The organism is Cupriavidus pauculus, assembly GCF_022179805.1.
GTDB lineage: Bacteria > Pseudomonadota > Gammaproteobacteria > Burkholderiales > Burkholderiaceae > Cupriavidus > Cupriavidus pauculus_E.
This window is the reverse complement of the sequence record NZ_BPUO01000001.1, coordinates 321,251-336,018: the sequence shown is the minus strand read 5'-3', so window position 1 is coordinate 336,018 and position 14,768 is coordinate 321,251. Positions and strand designations below refer to the sequence as shown.

At 65.4% G+C, this 14,768-nt stretch carries 15 protein-coding genes; 10 read left to right on the top strand and 5 right to left on the bottom strand.

Annotation, left to right across the window (positions count from 1 at the left end; genetic code table 11):
• The first annotated feature begins 151 nt into the window (after positions 1-151).
• From MFF62_RS01725 to ftsB, 5 genes are all read left to right on the top strand, one after another.
• Complete coding sequence (locus tag MFF62_RS01725; protein ID WP_238259200.1) at positions 152-1,804, top strand: CTP synthase; 1,653 nt, start codon at positions 152-154, stop codon at positions 1,802-1,804.
• A 25-nt stretch (positions 1,805-1,829) separates the two neighbouring features.
• On the top strand, positions 1,830-2,699 hold the full coding sequence (gene kdsA, locus MFF62_RS01720) for a 3-deoxy-8-phosphooctulonate synthase (RefSeq protein ID WP_238259199.1): 870 nt from the start codon (positions 1,830-1,832) through the stop codon (positions 2,697-2,699).
• Between the two features lie 131 nt (positions 2,700-2,830).
• Positions 2,831-3,121, top strand: a complete 291-nt coding sequence (locus MFF62_RS01715) for a DUF1330 domain-containing protein (RefSeq protein WP_238259198.1) — start codon at positions 2,831-2,833, stop codon at positions 3,119-3,121.
• Between the two features lie 63 nt (positions 3,122-3,184).
• Positions 3,185-4,474 carry a phosphopyruvate hydratase gene (gene eno / locus MFF62_RS01710; RefSeq protein ID WP_238259197.1) on the top strand — a complete coding sequence of 430 codons (1,290 nt, stop codon included), beginning with the start codon at positions 3,185-3,187 and terminating at the stop codon, positions 4,472-4,474.
• 240 nt (positions 4,475-4,714) lie between these two features.
• Complete coding sequence (gene ftsB, locus MFF62_RS01705; RefSeq protein ID WP_238259196.1) at positions 4,715-5,056, top strand: cell division protein FtsB; 342 nt, start codon at positions 4,715-4,717, stop codon at positions 5,054-5,056.
• A 21-nt stretch (positions 5,057-5,077) separates the two neighbouring features.
• On the opposite strand, the gene MFF62_RS01700 is transcribed toward ftsB, so the two are convergent.
• From MFF62_RS01700 to MFF62_RS01690, 3 genes are all read right to left on the bottom strand, one after another.
• Complete coding sequence (locus tag MFF62_RS01700; protein WP_238259195.1) at positions 5,078-5,482, bottom strand: hypothetical protein; 405 nt, start codon at positions 5,480-5,482, stop codon at positions 5,078-5,080.
• Positions 5,483-5,756: 274 nt separating this feature from the next.
• Positions 5,757-6,761, bottom strand: coding sequence for an Hsp33 family molecular chaperone HslO (hslO, locus tag MFF62_RS01695; protein WP_238259194.1), 1,005 nt, complete (start codon positions 6,759-6,761; stop codon positions 5,757-5,759).
• 42 nt (positions 6,762-6,803) lie between these two features.
• Complete coding sequence (locus MFF62_RS01690) at positions 6,804-7,328, bottom strand: gamma carbonic anhydrase family protein (RefSeq protein WP_238259193.1); 525 nt, start codon at positions 7,326-7,328, stop codon at positions 6,804-6,806.
• Positions 7,329-7,472: 144 nt separating this feature from the next.
• Here MFF62_RS01690 and MFF62_RS01685 point away from each other — a divergent pair, with 144 nt between their 5' ends.
• Positions 7,473-8,345, top strand: coding sequence for a ferritin-like domain-containing protein (locus tag MFF62_RS01685; RefSeq protein WP_238259192.1), 873 nt, complete (start codon positions 7,473-7,475; stop codon positions 8,343-8,345).
• A gap of 14 nt (positions 8,346-8,359) precedes the next feature.
• Here the strand turns inward: MFF62_RS01685 and MFF62_RS01680 are convergent, their stop codons facing one another.
• Complete coding sequence (locus tag MFF62_RS01680; protein ID WP_238259191.1) at positions 8,360-10,084, bottom strand: acetate--CoA ligase; 1,725 nt, start codon at positions 10,082-10,084, stop codon at positions 8,360-8,362.
• Positions 10,085-10,246: 162 nt separating this feature from the next.
• Between MFF62_RS01680 and MFF62_RS01675 the strand changes: the two genes are divergently transcribed.
• Positions 10,247-11,140 carry an alpha/beta fold hydrolase gene (locus MFF62_RS01675; RefSeq protein ID WP_238259190.1) on the top strand — a complete coding sequence of 298 codons (894 nt, stop codon included), beginning with the start codon at positions 10,247-10,249 and terminating at the stop codon, positions 11,138-11,140.
• 78 nt (positions 11,141-11,218) lie between these two features.
• Here MFF62_RS01675 and MFF62_RS01670 read toward each other — a convergent pair whose 3' ends face one another.
• Positions 11,219-12,292 (bottom strand): NAD(P)/FAD-dependent oxidoreductase, encoded by a 1,074-nt coding sequence (locus MFF62_RS01670; RefSeq protein WP_238259189.1) that lies wholly within the window; start codon positions 12,290-12,292, stop codon positions 11,219-11,221.
• Positions 12,293-12,412: 120 nt separating this feature from the next.
• Between MFF62_RS01670 and MFF62_RS01665 the strand changes: the two genes are divergently transcribed.
• The 3 genes from MFF62_RS01665 to MFF62_RS01655 all read left to right on the top strand — a co-directional run bounded on the left by MFF62_RS01665 (position 12,413) and on the right by MFF62_RS01655 (position 14,720).
• The gene (locus tag MFF62_RS01665; protein ID WP_238259188.1) at positions 12,413-13,258 is read left to right on the top strand and encodes a 3',5'-nucleoside bisphosphate phosphatase; all 846 of its coding nucleotides are present in this window, start codon (positions 12,413-12,415) and stop codon (positions 13,256-13,258) included.
• 51 nt (positions 13,259-13,309) lie between these two features.
• On the top strand, positions 13,310-13,945 hold the full coding sequence (locus MFF62_RS01660) for an L-threonylcarbamoyladenylate synthase (protein WP_238259187.1): 636 nt from the start codon (positions 13,310-13,312) through the stop codon (positions 13,943-13,945).
• A 109-nt stretch (positions 13,946-14,054) separates the two neighbouring features.
• Positions 14,055-14,720 carry a site-2 protease family protein gene (locus MFF62_RS01655; RefSeq protein WP_238259186.1) on the top strand — a complete coding sequence of 222 codons (666 nt, stop codon included), beginning with the start codon at positions 14,055-14,057 and terminating at the stop codon, positions 14,718-14,720.
• Positions 14,721-14,768 lie beyond the last annotated feature (48 nt).

Here is a 14,768-nt window from a genome sequence, read left to right as displayed (position 1 = left end):
GGCGCATGCGCCGCAGCGGCGGGGAGGGCGCGCAGGCGGGGACGCAGAGGCACTACGGGGGGCCGGCGTCAAGCCGTCCATGTCACAAAATCCGGGTCGGCGGCGGGCGGGGTCTCATGTATAATCCCGATTTCCCCGGCAAGCTCGGTTTATGACCAAATTCGTCTTCGTCACCGGTGGCGTCGTCTCTTCTCTCGGCAAGGGCATCGCTGCTGCTTCGCTCGCGGCTATTCTCGAGTCGCGCGGCCTCAAAGTCACCCTCCTCAAGCTCGATCCCTACATCAATGTCGACCCCGGCACGATGAGCCCTTTCCAGCATGGCGAGGTGTTCGTGACCGAGGATGGCGCCGAAACTGACCTGGATCTGGGTCACTACGAGCGCTTTGTTTCGGCCAAGATGCGCAAGTCGAACAACTTCACGACTGGCCAGATCTATGAGTCGGTGATCCGCAAGGAACGTCGCGGCGAGTATCTCGGCAAGACCGTGCAGGTGATTCCGCATATCACCAATGAAATCCAGGCATTCGTGGAACGCGGCGCGGCCGCTTCGCACGACGGCAAGGCCGACGTGGCGCTGGTTGAAATCGGCGGCACGGTGGGCGATATCGAATCGCTGCCGTTCCTGGAAGCCGCGCGCCAGATGAGCCTGCGCATGGGCCGCAACCATTGCGCGTTCGTGCACCTGACGCTGGTGCCGTTCATCGCCAGCGCTGGCGAGCTCAAGACCAAGCCCACCCAGCACTCGGTGCAGAAGCTCCGTGAAATCGGTATTTCGCCGACCGCGCTGCTGTGCCGCGCCGACCGTCCGATTCCGGACGACGAGCGCGCCAAGATTTCGCTGTTCGCCAACATCCCGCAAGACGCCGTGATTTCGGTGTGGGATGCCGACAGCATCTACAAGATCCCGCAGATGCTCAACGAGCAGGGCCTTGACCGCCTGATCTGCGAGGAACTGCGCCTGGATCCGAAGCCGGCCGACCTGTCGATGTGGCAGAAGCTGGTGAACGCGCAGGAAAACCCCGCGCACGAGATCAAGATCGGCATGGTTGGCAAGTACGTCGACCTAACCGAGTCGTACAAGTCGCTGATCGAGGCCTTGCGCCACGCCGGCATGCATACGGCCACGCGCGTCAATATCGAGTACATCGATTCCGAGGAACTGGAATCGGGCCATCTCGAAGTGCTGCAGCCGCTGGACGCCATCCTGGTGCCGGGCGGTTTCGGCAAGCGCGGCACGGAAGGCAAGATCCGCGCGATCCAGTACGCCCGCGAGAACAAGGTGCCGTACCTGGGCATCTGCCTGGGCATGCAGCTGGCCGTGATCGAGTTCGCGCGCCATGTGGCAAGCATGGGCGATGCCAATTCGACCGAATTCAACGTCGAAACCGAACACCCGGTGGTCGCACTGATCACCGAGTGGGTGGACCGCGAGGGCAAGGTGGAACAGCGTTCGGCCGAATCCGACCTGGGCGGCACGATGCGCCTGGGCGCGCAACGCGTGCCCATCCAGTCCGGCACCAAGGCCGCGCAGATCTACGGCGCCGAAGTCAACGAGCGCCACCGTCACCGTTACGAGGTCAACAATCACTACGTGCCGCAGCTGGAAAAGGCGGGCATGGTGATTTCGGCGCGCACGCCGACCGAGAACCTGCCGGAAATGATGGAATTGCCCGAGTCGATGCACCCGTGGTTCGTCGGCGTGCAGTTCCACCCGGAATTCACGTCCACGCCGCGTGACGGTCATCCGCTGTTCAAGGCCTACGTGGAAGCCGCGCTGGCCGCGCAGCAGCGCAAGGGCGCCTGACGCGTCGCGACGAAGGAGATAAGCCATGAAACTGTGCGGATTCGATGTCGGTCTCGACAAGCCGTTCTTCCTGATCGCCGGCCCGTGTGTCATCGAGTCCGAGCAGATGGCGCTCGACACGGCTGGCGAGCTCAAGGCGATTACCGGCGAGCTGGGCATCCCGTTTATCTACAAGTCGTCGTTCGACAAGGCCAACCGGTCGTCGGGCAAGTCGTTCCGTGGTCTCGGCATGGAAAAGGGTCTGGAGATCCTGGCCACCGTGAAACGCGAGATCGGCGTGCCCGTGCTGACGGACATCCACGAGATCGACGAGATCAAGCCCGTCTCCGCCGTGGTGGACGTGCTGCAGACGCCGGCGTTCCTGTGCCGCCAGACCGATTTCATCCGTGCGTGCGCCCAGAGCGGCCGTCCGGTGAACATCAAGAAGGGGCAGTTCCTGGCGCCGCACGACATGAAGAACGTGATCGACAAGGCGCGCGATGCGGCCCGCGAGGCCGGTCTGCCCGATGACGTGTTCATGGCCTGCGAGCGCGGTGCCTCGTTTGGCTATAACAACCTCGTCTCGGACATGCGCTCGCTGGCGATCATGCGGGAAACCGCAGCGCCCGTCGTGTTCGATGCCACCCACTCGGTGCAGTTGCCGGGCGGGCAAGGCACCAGCTCGGGCGGCCAGCGCGAATTCGTGCCGGTGCTGTCGCGTGCCGCGGTGGCCACTGGCGTGGCGGGTCTGTTCATGGAAACCCATCCGGACCCGAGCAAGGCGATGTCCGACGGCCCCAACGCGGTGCCGCTGTCGCGCATGAAGGAACTGCTGGCCGTGCTGAAGGACCTGGACACCATGGTCAAGCGCGCCGGCTTCCTGGAAGACAACTTCGGCTGGCCGGCCTGCGCCTGAGCCACCTGCAGTACCCGCCGCCCGCGCCTGTCGCGGGCGGATTCGCTTCTGGACGTTGCGCCGCAGGTGAATGCCTGCCGGCAATGACGCACCAGTATCGAAAGACAATACAAAAGATTCGGAGATAGCGTATGGCCACCGGCCTTATCATCGCGTACGTCGACGTGACGGATCCCCAGCAGTACGAAGAGTACAAGGTGCTTTCCACGCGGGCCATGCAGGCCCATGGCGCGGAAGTCCTGGTGCGTGGCGGCAAGACCGAACGGCTGGAAGGCGACCTGGCGCCGACGCGTGTGGTGGTGCTGAAGTTCCAGAGCTACGAGGCCGCGAAGGCGTTCTACGACAGCGAGGAATACCTAGCGGCGCGCAAATCCCGCGAGCATTCGGCAAAGATGAACATGATCGTCGTGGAAGGCGTCTGAGACTTTCATCCGTCATCTGGCACGTAGAAGATTCACGAAGATTCAACAGTCCTGAGAGGAAATATGAGTGCAATCGTAGATATCATCGGTCGCGAGGTGCTGGACTCGCGCGGCAATCCCACTGTCGAGTGCGACGTGCTGCTGGAGTCGGGCGTGATGGGCCGTGCCGCCGTGCCGTCGGGTGCATCGACCGGCTCGCGCGAAGCCATCGAACTGCGTGACGGCGACAAGGCCCGTTACCTGGGCAAGGGCGTGCTGAAGGCCGTCGAGCACATCAACACCGAGATCTCCGAAGCGATCATGGGCCTGGATGCGTCCGAGCAGGCGTTCCTGGACCGCACGCTGATCGAACTGGACGGCACCGAGAACAAGGCACGCCTGGGCGCCAACGCCATGCTGGCCGTGTCGATGGCCGTGGCCAAGGCTGCCGCCGAGGAAGCCGGCCTGCCGCTGTACCGCTACTTCGGCGGTTCGGGCGCGATGCAGATGCCGGTGCCGATGATGAACATCGTCAACGGTGGCGCGCACGCCAACAACAGCCTGGATATCCAGGAATTCATGATCATGCCCGTGTCGCAGACCAGCTTCCGTGAAGCCCTGCGTTGCGGCGCCGAGGTGTTCCACGCGCTGAAGAAGATCCTGGCCGACAAGGGCATGTCGACGGCCGTGGGCGACGAAGGCGGTTTCGCGCCGAACTTCTCGTCGAACGAGGAATGCCTGAACACGATCGTGCAAGCCGTCGAGAAGGCCGGCTACAAGATGGGTGACGACGTGCTGCTGGCGCTGGACTGCGCCGCGAGCGAGTTCTACCACGAAGCCGAAGACGTCTACGCGCTGGAAGGTGAAGGCCTGAAGCTGTCGTCGACGCAATTCGCCGACTACCTGGCCAACCTGTGCGACAAGTTCCCGATCGTGTCGATCGAGGACGGCATGGCTGAAGGCGACTGGGAAGGCTGGAAGACGCTGACCGACAAGCTGGGCAAGCGCGTGCAGTTGGTGGGTGACGACCTGTTCGTGACCAACACCAAGATCCTGAAGGAAGGCATCGAGAAGGGCATCGGCAACTCGATCCTGATCAAGATCAACCAGATCGGTACGCTGACCGAGACGTTCGCCGCCATCGAGATGGCCAAGCGCGCTGGCTACACCGCCGTGATCTCGCACCGTTCGGGCGAGACCGAGGACAGCACGATTGCCGACATCGCCGTGGGCACCAACGCTGGCCAGATCAAGACCGGCTCGCTGTCGCGTTCGGACCGTATCGCCAAGTACAACCAGCTGATCCGCATCGAGGAAGACCTGGGCGATATCGCCACGTACCCGGGCAAGAGCGCGTTCTACAACCTGCGCTGATGCCTTGAGCCAGCAGGCGGTCTGACCGCAAGCTGGCCATGAAAAACGCCGCCACCGGTTGCTGCCGGGGCGGCGTTTTTCGTTTCAGGTGTGGCGATTGTGCCGATATCGTGCGCTCGATGCACCGTTGTTGCGCTTTGTAGCGTCTTTTGCTTTGCAATCCGCGCCCGCTTGATGGATCATTGGTGCCCATTGGATTTGCCCGCCCGGGCAGCCGTTTCCATTGCGCCTATTGCCCCGATGCGCCTGATTTCGCTGCTGTTGTTCGTGCTGTTGCTGGCCATTCAGTACCCGCTCTGGCTGGGCAAGGGCGGCTGGCTGCGTGTTTGGGACCTGAATCGCCAGGTCGGCGAGCAGGCTACCCACATTCAGGCGCTGAAGTTGCGCAATGCCAAGCTGGAAGGGGAAGTAAAGGACCTCCAGGACGGCACCGGCGCCATCGAGGAGCGCGCCCGCTACGAGCTGGGCATGGTCAAGGACGACGAGGTTTTCGTCCAGTTCGTGGCTCCGGCCCCGAAGGTCAGCGCCACGCCGCCGTTGCCGCCGCCCGCCAATTCCGTCGCCGGACGCGGCGGCCACTAGGCTTCATCGGCCAAACGCCGGCTACCACCAGCCGCCGTAGGGGTACCCGCCGTAGCCATAGGCCGGGAATCCCAGACCCACACCGGCACCCCAGCCACTACCACCCCATCCGCCGCTGCCCCAGCCGCCATAGAGGCTCAGGCTCGTGTTCGGATAGTAGGCAGCTCGGCTCCATGCGGCGGCCGACTGCTCGCTGGCCATCACCGCGGCCTGTTCCTGAAGGATCTGCTGATTGAGTGCGCCTAGCCGCTGGCGCTGCGCGTCATTGAGCGGAGCGGGAGGAATCGCGTTGTCGGGCAACCGCGCCGTGGCGGGCACACCGTTGACGTCACGCGGGACTGGCGCCGCGCAGCCCGTTGCCAGGGCAGCCACTGCCAGCGCGCTGGCCAGTGCAAGGGCGGATCGGGAACGAATGGTCGCTGTCATGTCGGACTCCGTTCGAACGGCTACAAGCATGCCATTGGACCCCGCGACGGGTGTGTGTGGTTCCGTACGGAGGGGTTTTTCCATCGGACCCCGTAGTCTTTCCCCTCTCCCTCTGGGAGAGGGGCAGGGGTGAGGGCAGGCGGCTCAAACTGTGACGAATCGCAATTTGAACCGCTGCGCCCTCACCCCCAACCCCTCTCCCGCGCGGGGGGAGAGGGGAGCAAAACCAGGCAAATCAAGCCAAACCAGGCAAACCTAGGCCAACCAGCCAGCCTCAATGCTGCTGCTTCGCGCCGTCACCCGCACCCGTGGCCACCGGGGCGGTGAACAATTGAGCCGCATCCACCGGATCAAACGCATAGCGCTGGCCGCAGAAATCGCAGTGGATCTCCACGTCGCCGCGCTCGGCGATGATGCTTTCGATTTCTTCCTGGCCCAGCGTCTGCAGCATGCCCGCCACTTTTTCGCGCGAGCACGAGCACTGGAAGTGCGGCGTCATCGGCTCGAACACACGCAGGCCGGCGTTCTCCACTTCTTCCCAGAACAGGCGGCGCAGCAGCGTTTCCGGCGTCTCCGCCAGCAGTTCTTCTTCCTTGAGCGTGGCACCGAGCTGGCAGGCACGGTCCCAGGTGTCCAGGTCCTGCGCTTCGCCTTCGTCGGTTAGTGCGGCGCCGGTTTCGCCCACTTGCGCGCCGGCCGTGCCGCCGTACGACGGCAGCTTCTGCAGCAGCATGCCGGCCGCCACCTGGTCGTTCGAACCGAGCCAGAGGCGGGTGTCGAGCTGCTCCGACGCCAGCATGTAGTGCTCAAGCACCTCGGTCATCGTGGCCAGCGGGCCGTGTTCGTCGGCCAGCGGCACGATGCCCTGGTAGGGCTGCTGGCCCGGCAGCTTGTCCTTTGGATCGAGCGTGATGGCAAAGCGGCCCTTGCCGTGCACGTTGACGAGCTGTCGCAGCGTGGCGTCGTCGGCGATCTCGGCGTCCTCGGCAATCTTGGCCGTGGCGCGCATCGACAGGTCGGACAGGCATTCCACCACCAGCATGCGCACCGGGCCGTCGCCATGCAGCTGCATGACCAGGGCGCCGTTGAACTTGAGGTTGGCCGACAGCAGCGCCGCGGCCGCCATCATCTCGCCCAGCACGCGCCGTACCGGCTGCGGATAGGCGTGGCGGCTCAGCACCTCTTGCCAGGTGGCCTCCATGCGGACGAATTCGCCACGCACGGGGGCAGCATCAAAGAGGAATTTCTGGAGCGTATCGGGATTCGAGGAAGCAGTCACGGTTCTGTCTGGCGGTTAAGTCGGCGCAATCGACGGCGGCAATCAGCCGATGCGCTTGAGTTCGGTCTTGTACACGGCCTGCCGCTTCGCATACGTCTCGGCGTTGCGATAGAGGTTGGCCACATCGTCATCGGTCAGTTCGCGCACCACCTTGGCGGGCGCGCCCAGGATCAGGGATCGGTCCGGAAACACCTTGTTCTCGGTGACCACGGCACCCGCGCCCACCAGGCATTCCTTGCCGATCACGGCCCCATTGAGCACCACGGCCTGGATGCCGATCAGCGAGCCTTCGCCCACCGTGCAGCCGTGCAGCATGGCCTGGTGGCCTACCGACACCTTGTCGCCCAGCGTCAGCGGCCGGCCCGGATCGGTATGCAGCACCGAGCCTTCCTGGATGTTGGTGTCTTCGCCCACCACGATCGGCTCGTTGTCGCCGCGCATCACGACACCCGGCCAGGCGCTTGCACGCGCCTTGAGCGTCACGTTGCCGATGATGGTGGCTTCCGCCGCCACGTAGGCATCCTCGTGAATTTTCGGGGCAATATCGCCGAGCTGGTAAAGCGCCATGGGGTCTCCTGCTGAATGTGCGTAATTGGGGATGGCCGCCCGGATTAAAAGAGCCTCTGGAACGGGCTGGGCAATCGGCCGAGCCAGGCTCGGGCATCGGGCCGGCGAGGCTCTACAATGGCGGCTTCCCGAATTTTACGCCTTATGCCCGTGATCGCATCTGCCGATATCGCGCAAACGCCACTCGGCGCGCCTTTTTCCGCACGGCAGCGCGCGCTCGATGTGCTTTGCATGACCGATGCCCGCGCCAAGGCCGCCGCGGCGCGCGCGCTCCATGCCGATGTGCTGGCGGCGTTGCAGGCCGGACAGGACACGGTAGTCGATGCCGATGAAGAACTCGTGGCGGAGCCCGATGCAGTGCCGGGCCGTCCCGCGCGCCCCGAGCTGGTGCCGCCGATGCGCGTGGAGCGGCGCCGGTCCATCCACACCACGACAGGCCGGGCCAACATGATTCACGCGCTGTGCCATATCGAGTTCAACGCGATCAACCTCGCGCTCGATGCGGTCTGGCGTTTTTCCGGCATGCCGGCGGCCTACTACCGCGACTGGCTGCGTGTGGCCGACGAAGAGGCTTATCACTTCACGCTGCTGGCCAATCATCTGCAGACGCTGGGCGCCGCGTATGGCGATTTTCCGGCGCACAACAGCTTGTGGGAGATGACTGACAAGACGTCGGGCGACGTGCTGGCGCGCATGGCGCTGGTGCCGCGCACGCTGGAGGCGCGCGGGCTCGACGCCTCGCCGCCGGTGCGCGCCAAGCTGGCCGATGCCGGCGACCAGGCAGCCGCCGAGATCATCGACATCATCCTGCGCGACGAAGTGGGGCATGTGGCCATCGGCAACCGCTGGTACCGCTGGCTCTGCACGCAGCGCGGACTCGAACCCGTGGCCACCTACGCGCAACTTTCCGATCAGTACAAGGCACCGAAGCTGCGCGGCCCGTTCAACCTCGATGCCCGGCGCGCGGCCGGGTTCGACGAGGATGAACTGGCCTGGCTGGAGGCGTCGGCCGGCTAGGCGGCCAGCCTCCCTTAACCCGCTTTTGCCGCGCGCTCCTGTTCCATGAGCCGCAGCACGCGGCGCTGGATCTTGCCCGTGGTGGTCATCGGCAACTGGTCGATGAATTCGATGGCCTTCGGGTATTCGTACGGCGCCAGTTGGCCGCGTACATGCTGCTGCAGTTCGGCAACCAGCGCCGCGTCGTTGTCGAACGAACGTGCCACGGCCGGCGTCAGCACCACGAATGCCTTGACGATGGCGCCGCGCTCGGGGTCCGGCGACGGCACTACCGCGCAGTTGGACACAGCCGGATGCTTGAGCAGGCAGTTCTCGATCTCGCTCGGCCCGATGCGATAGCCCGACGACTTGAACACGTCGTCGGCGCGACCCTGGTACCAGAGGTAGCCGTCGTCGTCCATGCGCGCCAGGTCGCCCGTGCGGCACCACCGCAGCCCATTGAACTCCGAATACTTGCCCGCCGTGGCGGCATCGTTCTTCCAGTAGCCCAGGAAGAAGACCGGATCGGGATGACCGTGGATATCGGTGGCGCAGACCGCCACCTCGCCGTCCTCGCCCGGAGCGCAGGGCTTGCCGTCATCGTCGATCACGGCCACGCGGTGACCAGGGTAGGGCCGCCCCATCGATCCCGGCCGTGCCGGCCAGCCCAGACGATTGTCGTCGTACTGCGCGGTGCAGTTGCCGACGATGTAGTTGATCTCGGTCTGGCCGAACATCTCGTTGACGATCACGCCCAGCGCGTCGCGGCACCACGTGAACACCGTTTCGCCCACGGCCTCGCCGGCGCTCATGATGGCGCGCAGCTTGAGGTCGTATTTCTCTGAAGGCGCGGGGCACGCCTTCATCATCTGCTTCAGCGCGGTGGGGAACAGGAACGTGTTGGTGACGCCGTAGCGTTCCAGCAGTTCGAACGCGCGCTCCGCCGAAAAGCGGCCCTGATAGCCGACGATCGGCCGTCCAAAATACAGGGCCGGCATCAGTGCGTCCCACAGGCCACCGGTCCAGGCCCAGTCGGCGGGGCTCCAGAACACGTCGTCGTCCTGCGGGTACCAGTTCTGCGAACAGACAAAGCCGGTCAGGTTGCCGATCAGCGCACGGTGCGGAATCACCGCGCCCTTGGGCGGCCCCGTGGTGCCGCTGGTGTAGATCAGCACCGCGGCTTCGTCGGCCTTGGTCTGCTCGGCCGTGAAGGTGGGCAGTTGCGCGGCCAGCAGCGTGTCCCAGTCCAGATCGCCGCGCCCGATGGCTTCGCCCACGCCGACGATGGTCTTCAGCGTCGGGCATTCGGGACGGGCGGCCAGCAGGTTGTCGATCGAGGTTTCGTCGGCAATGGCCACGCGTGTTTCGCTGTGGTCGATGCGGTAGGACAGGGCCTCGGGCCCGAACAGCATCGACAGCGGCATGGCCACGGCGCCAAGCTGGTACACGGCCATGCCCGCGATGACGGTTTCGATGCGCTGGGGCATGACGATCGCCACGCGGTCGCCGCGTTGCACGCCCAGGTCGCGCAAAGCGCAGGACAGGCGATTGGCCTCGGCCTGGATATGCGCATAGGTGTACGACGCGCGCCGACCGTCTTCGTGCTCGGTATGAACGGCAATGCGGTTCGCCGTGGCCGGATCGCGGGCCCAGCGGCCGCAGCAGACATCGGCCAGGTTGAAGTGCTCGGGCACGTTCCAGCGGAACGATTCGTGCAACGCGTGATAGTCGTCACGGCGGGTGGCCGGCAAGGCGGTCATGCAATTGTCTCCAATGTTCTTGCCCGCTGCGGATAGCCATATGGCTATAATCCAGCAAACGAACGATCGTTCTATTTTTATCCGGGCTGCCGCGTGGTCGTTACCATGGATTGCGCGCGCATCATCAAAAGACAGAAGACCCGGGCACAGAGGGTAGACACCATGACCATCACGGAAACTTCGCACGCCGAATTTATCACGCTGCGCGGCCTGCGCACGCACGTACGCCACTGGGGACAACCCGGCGCCCAGAAGCTGTTCATGCTCCATGGCTGGATGGACGTGGCCGCGTCGTTCCAGTTCCTGGTCGACGCGTTCCAGCGCGACTGGCATGTCATCGCCATGGACTGGCGCGGCTTTGGCGAGTCCGATTTCCCGACGCAGTTTCCGGGCACGCGCTCGTACTGGTTTCCCGACTATGTGGCTGACCTGGAAGCGCTGCTCGACCACTACCAGCCCGAAGGGCAGGTTGACCTGGTGGGCCACAGCATGGGCGCCAACGTGGTCTGCATCTACGCCGGTGTACGGCCCGAGCGTGTGCGCCGCGTGGTGGATCTGGAAGGATTCGGGCTCACGCGCACGCGTCCGGACCAGGCGCCGGGCCGTCTGGCGCGCTGGCTCGACGAACTGCGCACCCCGCCCGAACTGAAGACCTACGAGAGCGAGGCCGCCGTGGCGGCGCGTCTGCAGAAGACCAATCCGCGGCTACCCGATGACCGCGCCGCGTTCCTGGCCGCGCACTGGTCGCGCCGCAACGAGGCGGGTCGTTGGGAGATCCTGGGCGATGCCGCGCACAAGATGACCAACCCCACGCTGTACCGCATCGACGAGATCATGGCCATCTGGGCCAAGGTCACCGCGCCCGTGCTGCACGTGGAAGCGCGCGATTCCGCCACGCTCAAACATATCGCGCACAAGCAGGACATCGCCGAATTCAGGGAGCGCTTCCGCGCCTTCCCGGACTTCCGCGAGGTGTTCGTGGACGATGCCGGGCATATGCTTCACCACGACCAGCCGCAGGTGGTGGCGAATTTGATCGAGGAGTTTTTGGGGTAGGGGTTGGATTCTCCCTGGTGGTTTTCTCCCCTCTCCCGCGCGCGGGAGAGGGGAGCGAAGCAGCGGCAGGGGTGACGCTCAATGCGTCAGCTTTTCCTTCAGCGCCGGATTGTTGCTCGTATGCATATGCACGAGCGTCTTTTCCGGGAACGCATAGTGGTAGGCGCGCCGCAGCGCCAGCGCGGCCTCGTGGAAGCCGGACAGGATCAGCTTCTGCTTGTTCGGATAGACCGCGATGTCGCCGGCCGCGAAGATGCCGCGGCGGGACGTTTCGTAGGTGGTGGTGTCGTCGATCTGGATGCGGCCGGCGCGCATGTCGAGGTCCCATTGGGCGATCGGGCCGGGCTCAGACACCAGGCCGTACAGCGCCACCAGCTCGTCGGCCTCGACGGTGCGGTCGCCATCGCGAGTCTTGATGCCGGCGTGCGTGAGCGTGCCCGCTTCGCCGGTCTGCAGGCTGCCGAGCATGCCGACCACGAAATCCATCTCGCCCGCTTCGACGGCGGCGCGCATCGCGTTGACCGTATGATCGGCCGCACGGAAACCCTCGCGCCGATGCAGCAGTGTCACGCGTGCCGCTACCTTGCGCAGCGCCATCGCCCAATCCAGCGCCGAGTCGCCGCCACCGGCCACGATCACGCGCTTGCCCGCAAAGCGCGAGACGTCGCGCACGGCGTAGTGCACGTGGCGGTCTTCCAGCGCGGCGGCCTCGGGCAGTGACACGCGCTGCGGGGCAAACGCGCCGGCGCCGGCGCAGATCAGCACGGCGGCCACGTCGAACCGCTTGCCGCCATCGGTGGTCACCAGCAGGCGCGGATGGCCGTTGGTGCCGGCGCTATCGGAAACCGACTGCGCGCGCTGGCCGAAGTGCATCGGAAACGCAAACGGTGCGCATTGTTCGAGCAGCCGGTCCACCAGATCCTGCGCCAGGCAGCCCGGCACGGCCGGGATGTCGTAGATCGGCTTTTCCGGATACAGCTCGGTGCACTGGCCGCCCGCGCGGTCCAGCACGTCGATGAGTTCGCACTTGAGCCCCAGCACACCCGCCTGGAACGCCGCGAACAGGCCCACGGGGCCGGCGCCGACGATCAGCACGTCGGTCTGGATGGTTTCCGGGGTCGGGGTAGCGGGGGTGGTGGGTGTGGCGGACATGGCGGGGAGGGCAAAAACGCGTTCGGGACAGGCGCCATCATACCTTGCGCCCTCCTGCAATCCGGACACGCCACCTATGCCGGCAGGGCTAAAAAACCCTGCCGGGAGTAGAATACGCCCATGCCAAATGCCCATGCCATCAACGCCGACCTGCACTGCCATTCCACCGTGTCCGACGGGATGTTGCCGCCGTCCGAGGTGGCCGCACGCGCGCATGCTGGCGGCGTGGCGTTCTGGGCCCTGACCGATCACGACGAAGTGGGCGGCCAGACCGAGGCCCGCAAGGCCGCCGAGGCGCTGGGCATGCGTTATGTGCCGGGCGTCGAGATTTCCGTGACCTGGGCCGGGCAGACCGTCCATATCGTGGGCTTGCAGATCGATCCGTTCAACGCGGACCTGATCGACGGCCTGGCCAGGACCCGCGACGGCCGTGCGCGCCGGGCCCAGGACATTGGCGAGGCGCTGGCCCGCGTGGGCATCACCGGTGCCTATGAGGGCGCGCTGCGCCACGTGGGCAATCCTGACCTGATCTCGCGCACGCATTTTGCACGCTGGCTGGTGGACGAAGGCCGCTGCGACACCATTAGCGACGTATTTGCCAAATACCTGTCCGAGGGCCGTCCGGGCTTTGTGCCGCACCGCTGGTCGGCGCTGTCCGAGGCGGTCGGCTGGATTCGCGGTGCCGGCGGCATCGCCGTGATGGCGCATCCGGGCCGCTACAACTATACGGACACCCAGCACGACGCGCTGTTCGACGAATTCACGCAACTGGGCGGAAGCGCGGTCGAGGTGGTGACCGGTAGCCATACACCGGACCAGTTCCGCCGCTACGCCGACGTGGCCCGCCACTATGGTCTGCTGGCGTCGCGCGGGTCGGACTTCCACGGTCCCGGCGAAGGCCGCGTGGAACTCGGCACGCTGCCGCCGCTGCCCTCGAACGTCACGCCGGTCTGGCACGACTGGTAAGCCGCTCCCCAGGCTCCGCAACCCCGGCGACCCCGGCAACTCCGCGCCCCCATGTCCCAGTATTTCGATATCCATCCCGACAATCCGCAGGCGCGACTGGTCAAGCAGGCCGCCCAGATCGTGCAGAAGGGCGGCCTGATCGCGTTGCCCACCGATTCCAGCTACGCGCTGGCCTGCCAGCTCGACGACAAGTCGGCGGTGGAGCGGCTGCGCCGTCTGCGCGACATTGACGAAAAGCACCACCTGACGCTGATGTGCAGCGACCTCTCGGAACTCGGCAACTTCGCGCGGGTCGATAACCGCCAGTACCGCTGGATCAAGGGCGCCACGCCGGGGCCGTACGTGTTCATCCTGGAAGCCACCAAGGAAGTGCCGCGACGGCTCTCGCACCCGGCGCGCAAGACCATCGGCGTGCGCGTGCCCGATCACGCGATTCCGCTGGCGCTGCTGGCGGAACTGGGGCAGCCGCTGATTTCGGCCACGCTGCAGATGCCGGGCGACGACGAGCCGATGAACGAACCGGCGGAGATTCGCGCGCGGCTGGAAAAGCAGCTCGACCTGGTGATTTGTGGCGGCCCGGCGCCGGCGCAGCCCACCACGGTGATCGACCTCAGTGGCGGCGAACCGGAACTGGTTCGCGCCGGCCGGGGCGATGTGGAACGATTCGGACTGACCTCCAACGCCTGACCCAGCCCATGACATTCGCCGCGGTTTCTGATACATACCGCACACATTCCGAACATCCACGGACATGCCGGACAGCCTTGGCCGCCGGCGGCCCGATAGAATAGCCCGCATGGATTCCTCGATCGTCCAGACCCTTGCCGTATATGCGCTGCCCGTGCTGTTCGCCATCACGCTGCACGAGGCCGCGCACGGCTACGTGGCGAAGTATTTCGGCGACGACACCGCCTGGCTGCTGGGGCGTGTCAGCCTGAATCCGGTGCGCCATATCGATCCGATCGGCACGGTGGCCGTGCCGCTGCTGCTGTACTTCCTGACTGCCGGCCAGTTCGTGTTCGGCTTTGCCAAGCCCGTGCCGGTGGTGTTCAGCCACCTGCGCAATCCGCGCTGGCACGGCATGTGGGTGGCGCTGGCGGGGCCGGGCAGCAATATCGTGCAGGCGTTCCTGTGGGGGCTCGTGCTGGTGGGCCTGACCCTGGGGCATGTGCAGGAGCCGTTCTGGCATCAGATGGCCCGCGCCGGCGTGCTGGTCAATACCGTGGTGGCCGCGTTCAACCTGTTCCCGATCCCGCCGCTGGACGGCGGTCGGGTGCTGACGGCATTCCTGCCCCAGCGCATGGCGGCGGCGGTGGCACGTATCGAGCCCTACGGCATCTTCATCGTGCTGGCGCTGGTGGCCGCCGGGGTCATCACGCGCATCTGGATGCAGCCGGTGATGACGGTGCTGCTGTCGATCGTGGAAGCCATGCTGCATCCGATCCTGATGATGCTGCAGTAGTCAGGCGCACCCGCCGGCCCGATTTTTCGCCCTTGTCCGTCCTTCGTA

Bases quoted from the DNA above. Each gene is read 5' to 3' on its own strand.
- MFF62_RS01725 (WP_238259200.1), top strand. From the start codon at position 152: ATGACCAAATTCGTCTTCGTCACCGGTGGCGTCGTCTCTTCTCTCGGC.
- kdsA (WP_238259199.1), top strand. From the start codon at position 1,830: ATGAAACTGTGCGGATTCGATGTCGGTCTCGACAAGCCGTTCTTCCTG.
- MFF62_RS01715 (WP_238259198.1), top strand. From the start codon at position 2,831: ATGGCCACCGGCCTTATCATCGCGTACGTCGACGTGACGGATCCCCAG.
- eno (WP_238259197.1), top strand. From the start codon at position 3,185: ATGAGTGCAATCGTAGATATCATCGGTCGCGAGGTGCTGGACTCGCGC.
- ftsB (WP_238259196.1), top strand. From the start codon at position 4,715: ATGCGCCTGATTTCGCTGCTGTTGTTCGTGCTGTTGCTGGCCATTCAG.
- MFF62_RS01700 (WP_238259195.1), bottom strand. From the start codon at position 5,482: ATGACAGCGACCATTCGTTCCCGATCCGCCCTTGCACTGGCCAGCGCG.
- MFF62_RS01690 (WP_238259193.1), bottom strand. From the start codon at position 7,328: ATGGCGCTTTACCAGCTCGGCGATATTGCCCCGAAAATTCACGAGGAT.
- MFF62_RS01685 (WP_238259192.1), top strand. From the start codon at position 7,473: ATGCCCGTGATCGCATCTGCCGATATCGCGCAAACGCCACTCGGCGCG.
- MFF62_RS01680 (WP_238259191.1), bottom strand. From the start codon at position 10,084: ATGACCGCCTTGCCGGCCACCCGCCGTGACGACTATCACGCGTTGCAC.
- MFF62_RS01675 (WP_238259190.1), top strand. From the start codon at position 10,247: ATGACCATCACGGAAACTTCGCACGCCGAATTTATCACGCTGCGCGGC.
- MFF62_RS01670 (WP_238259189.1), bottom strand. From the start codon at position 12,292: ATGTCCGCCACACCCACCACCCCCGCTACCCCGACCCCGGAAACCATC.
- MFF62_RS01665 (WP_238259188.1), top strand. From the start codon at position 12,413: ATGCCAAATGCCCATGCCATCAACGCCGACCTGCACTGCCATTCCACC.
- MFF62_RS01660 (WP_238259187.1), top strand. From the start codon at position 13,310: ATGTCCCAGTATTTCGATATCCATCCCGACAATCCGCAGGCGCGACTG.
- MFF62_RS01655 (WP_238259186.1), top strand. From the start codon at position 14,055: ATGGATTCCTCGATCGTCCAGACCCTTGCCGTATATGCGCTGCCCGTG.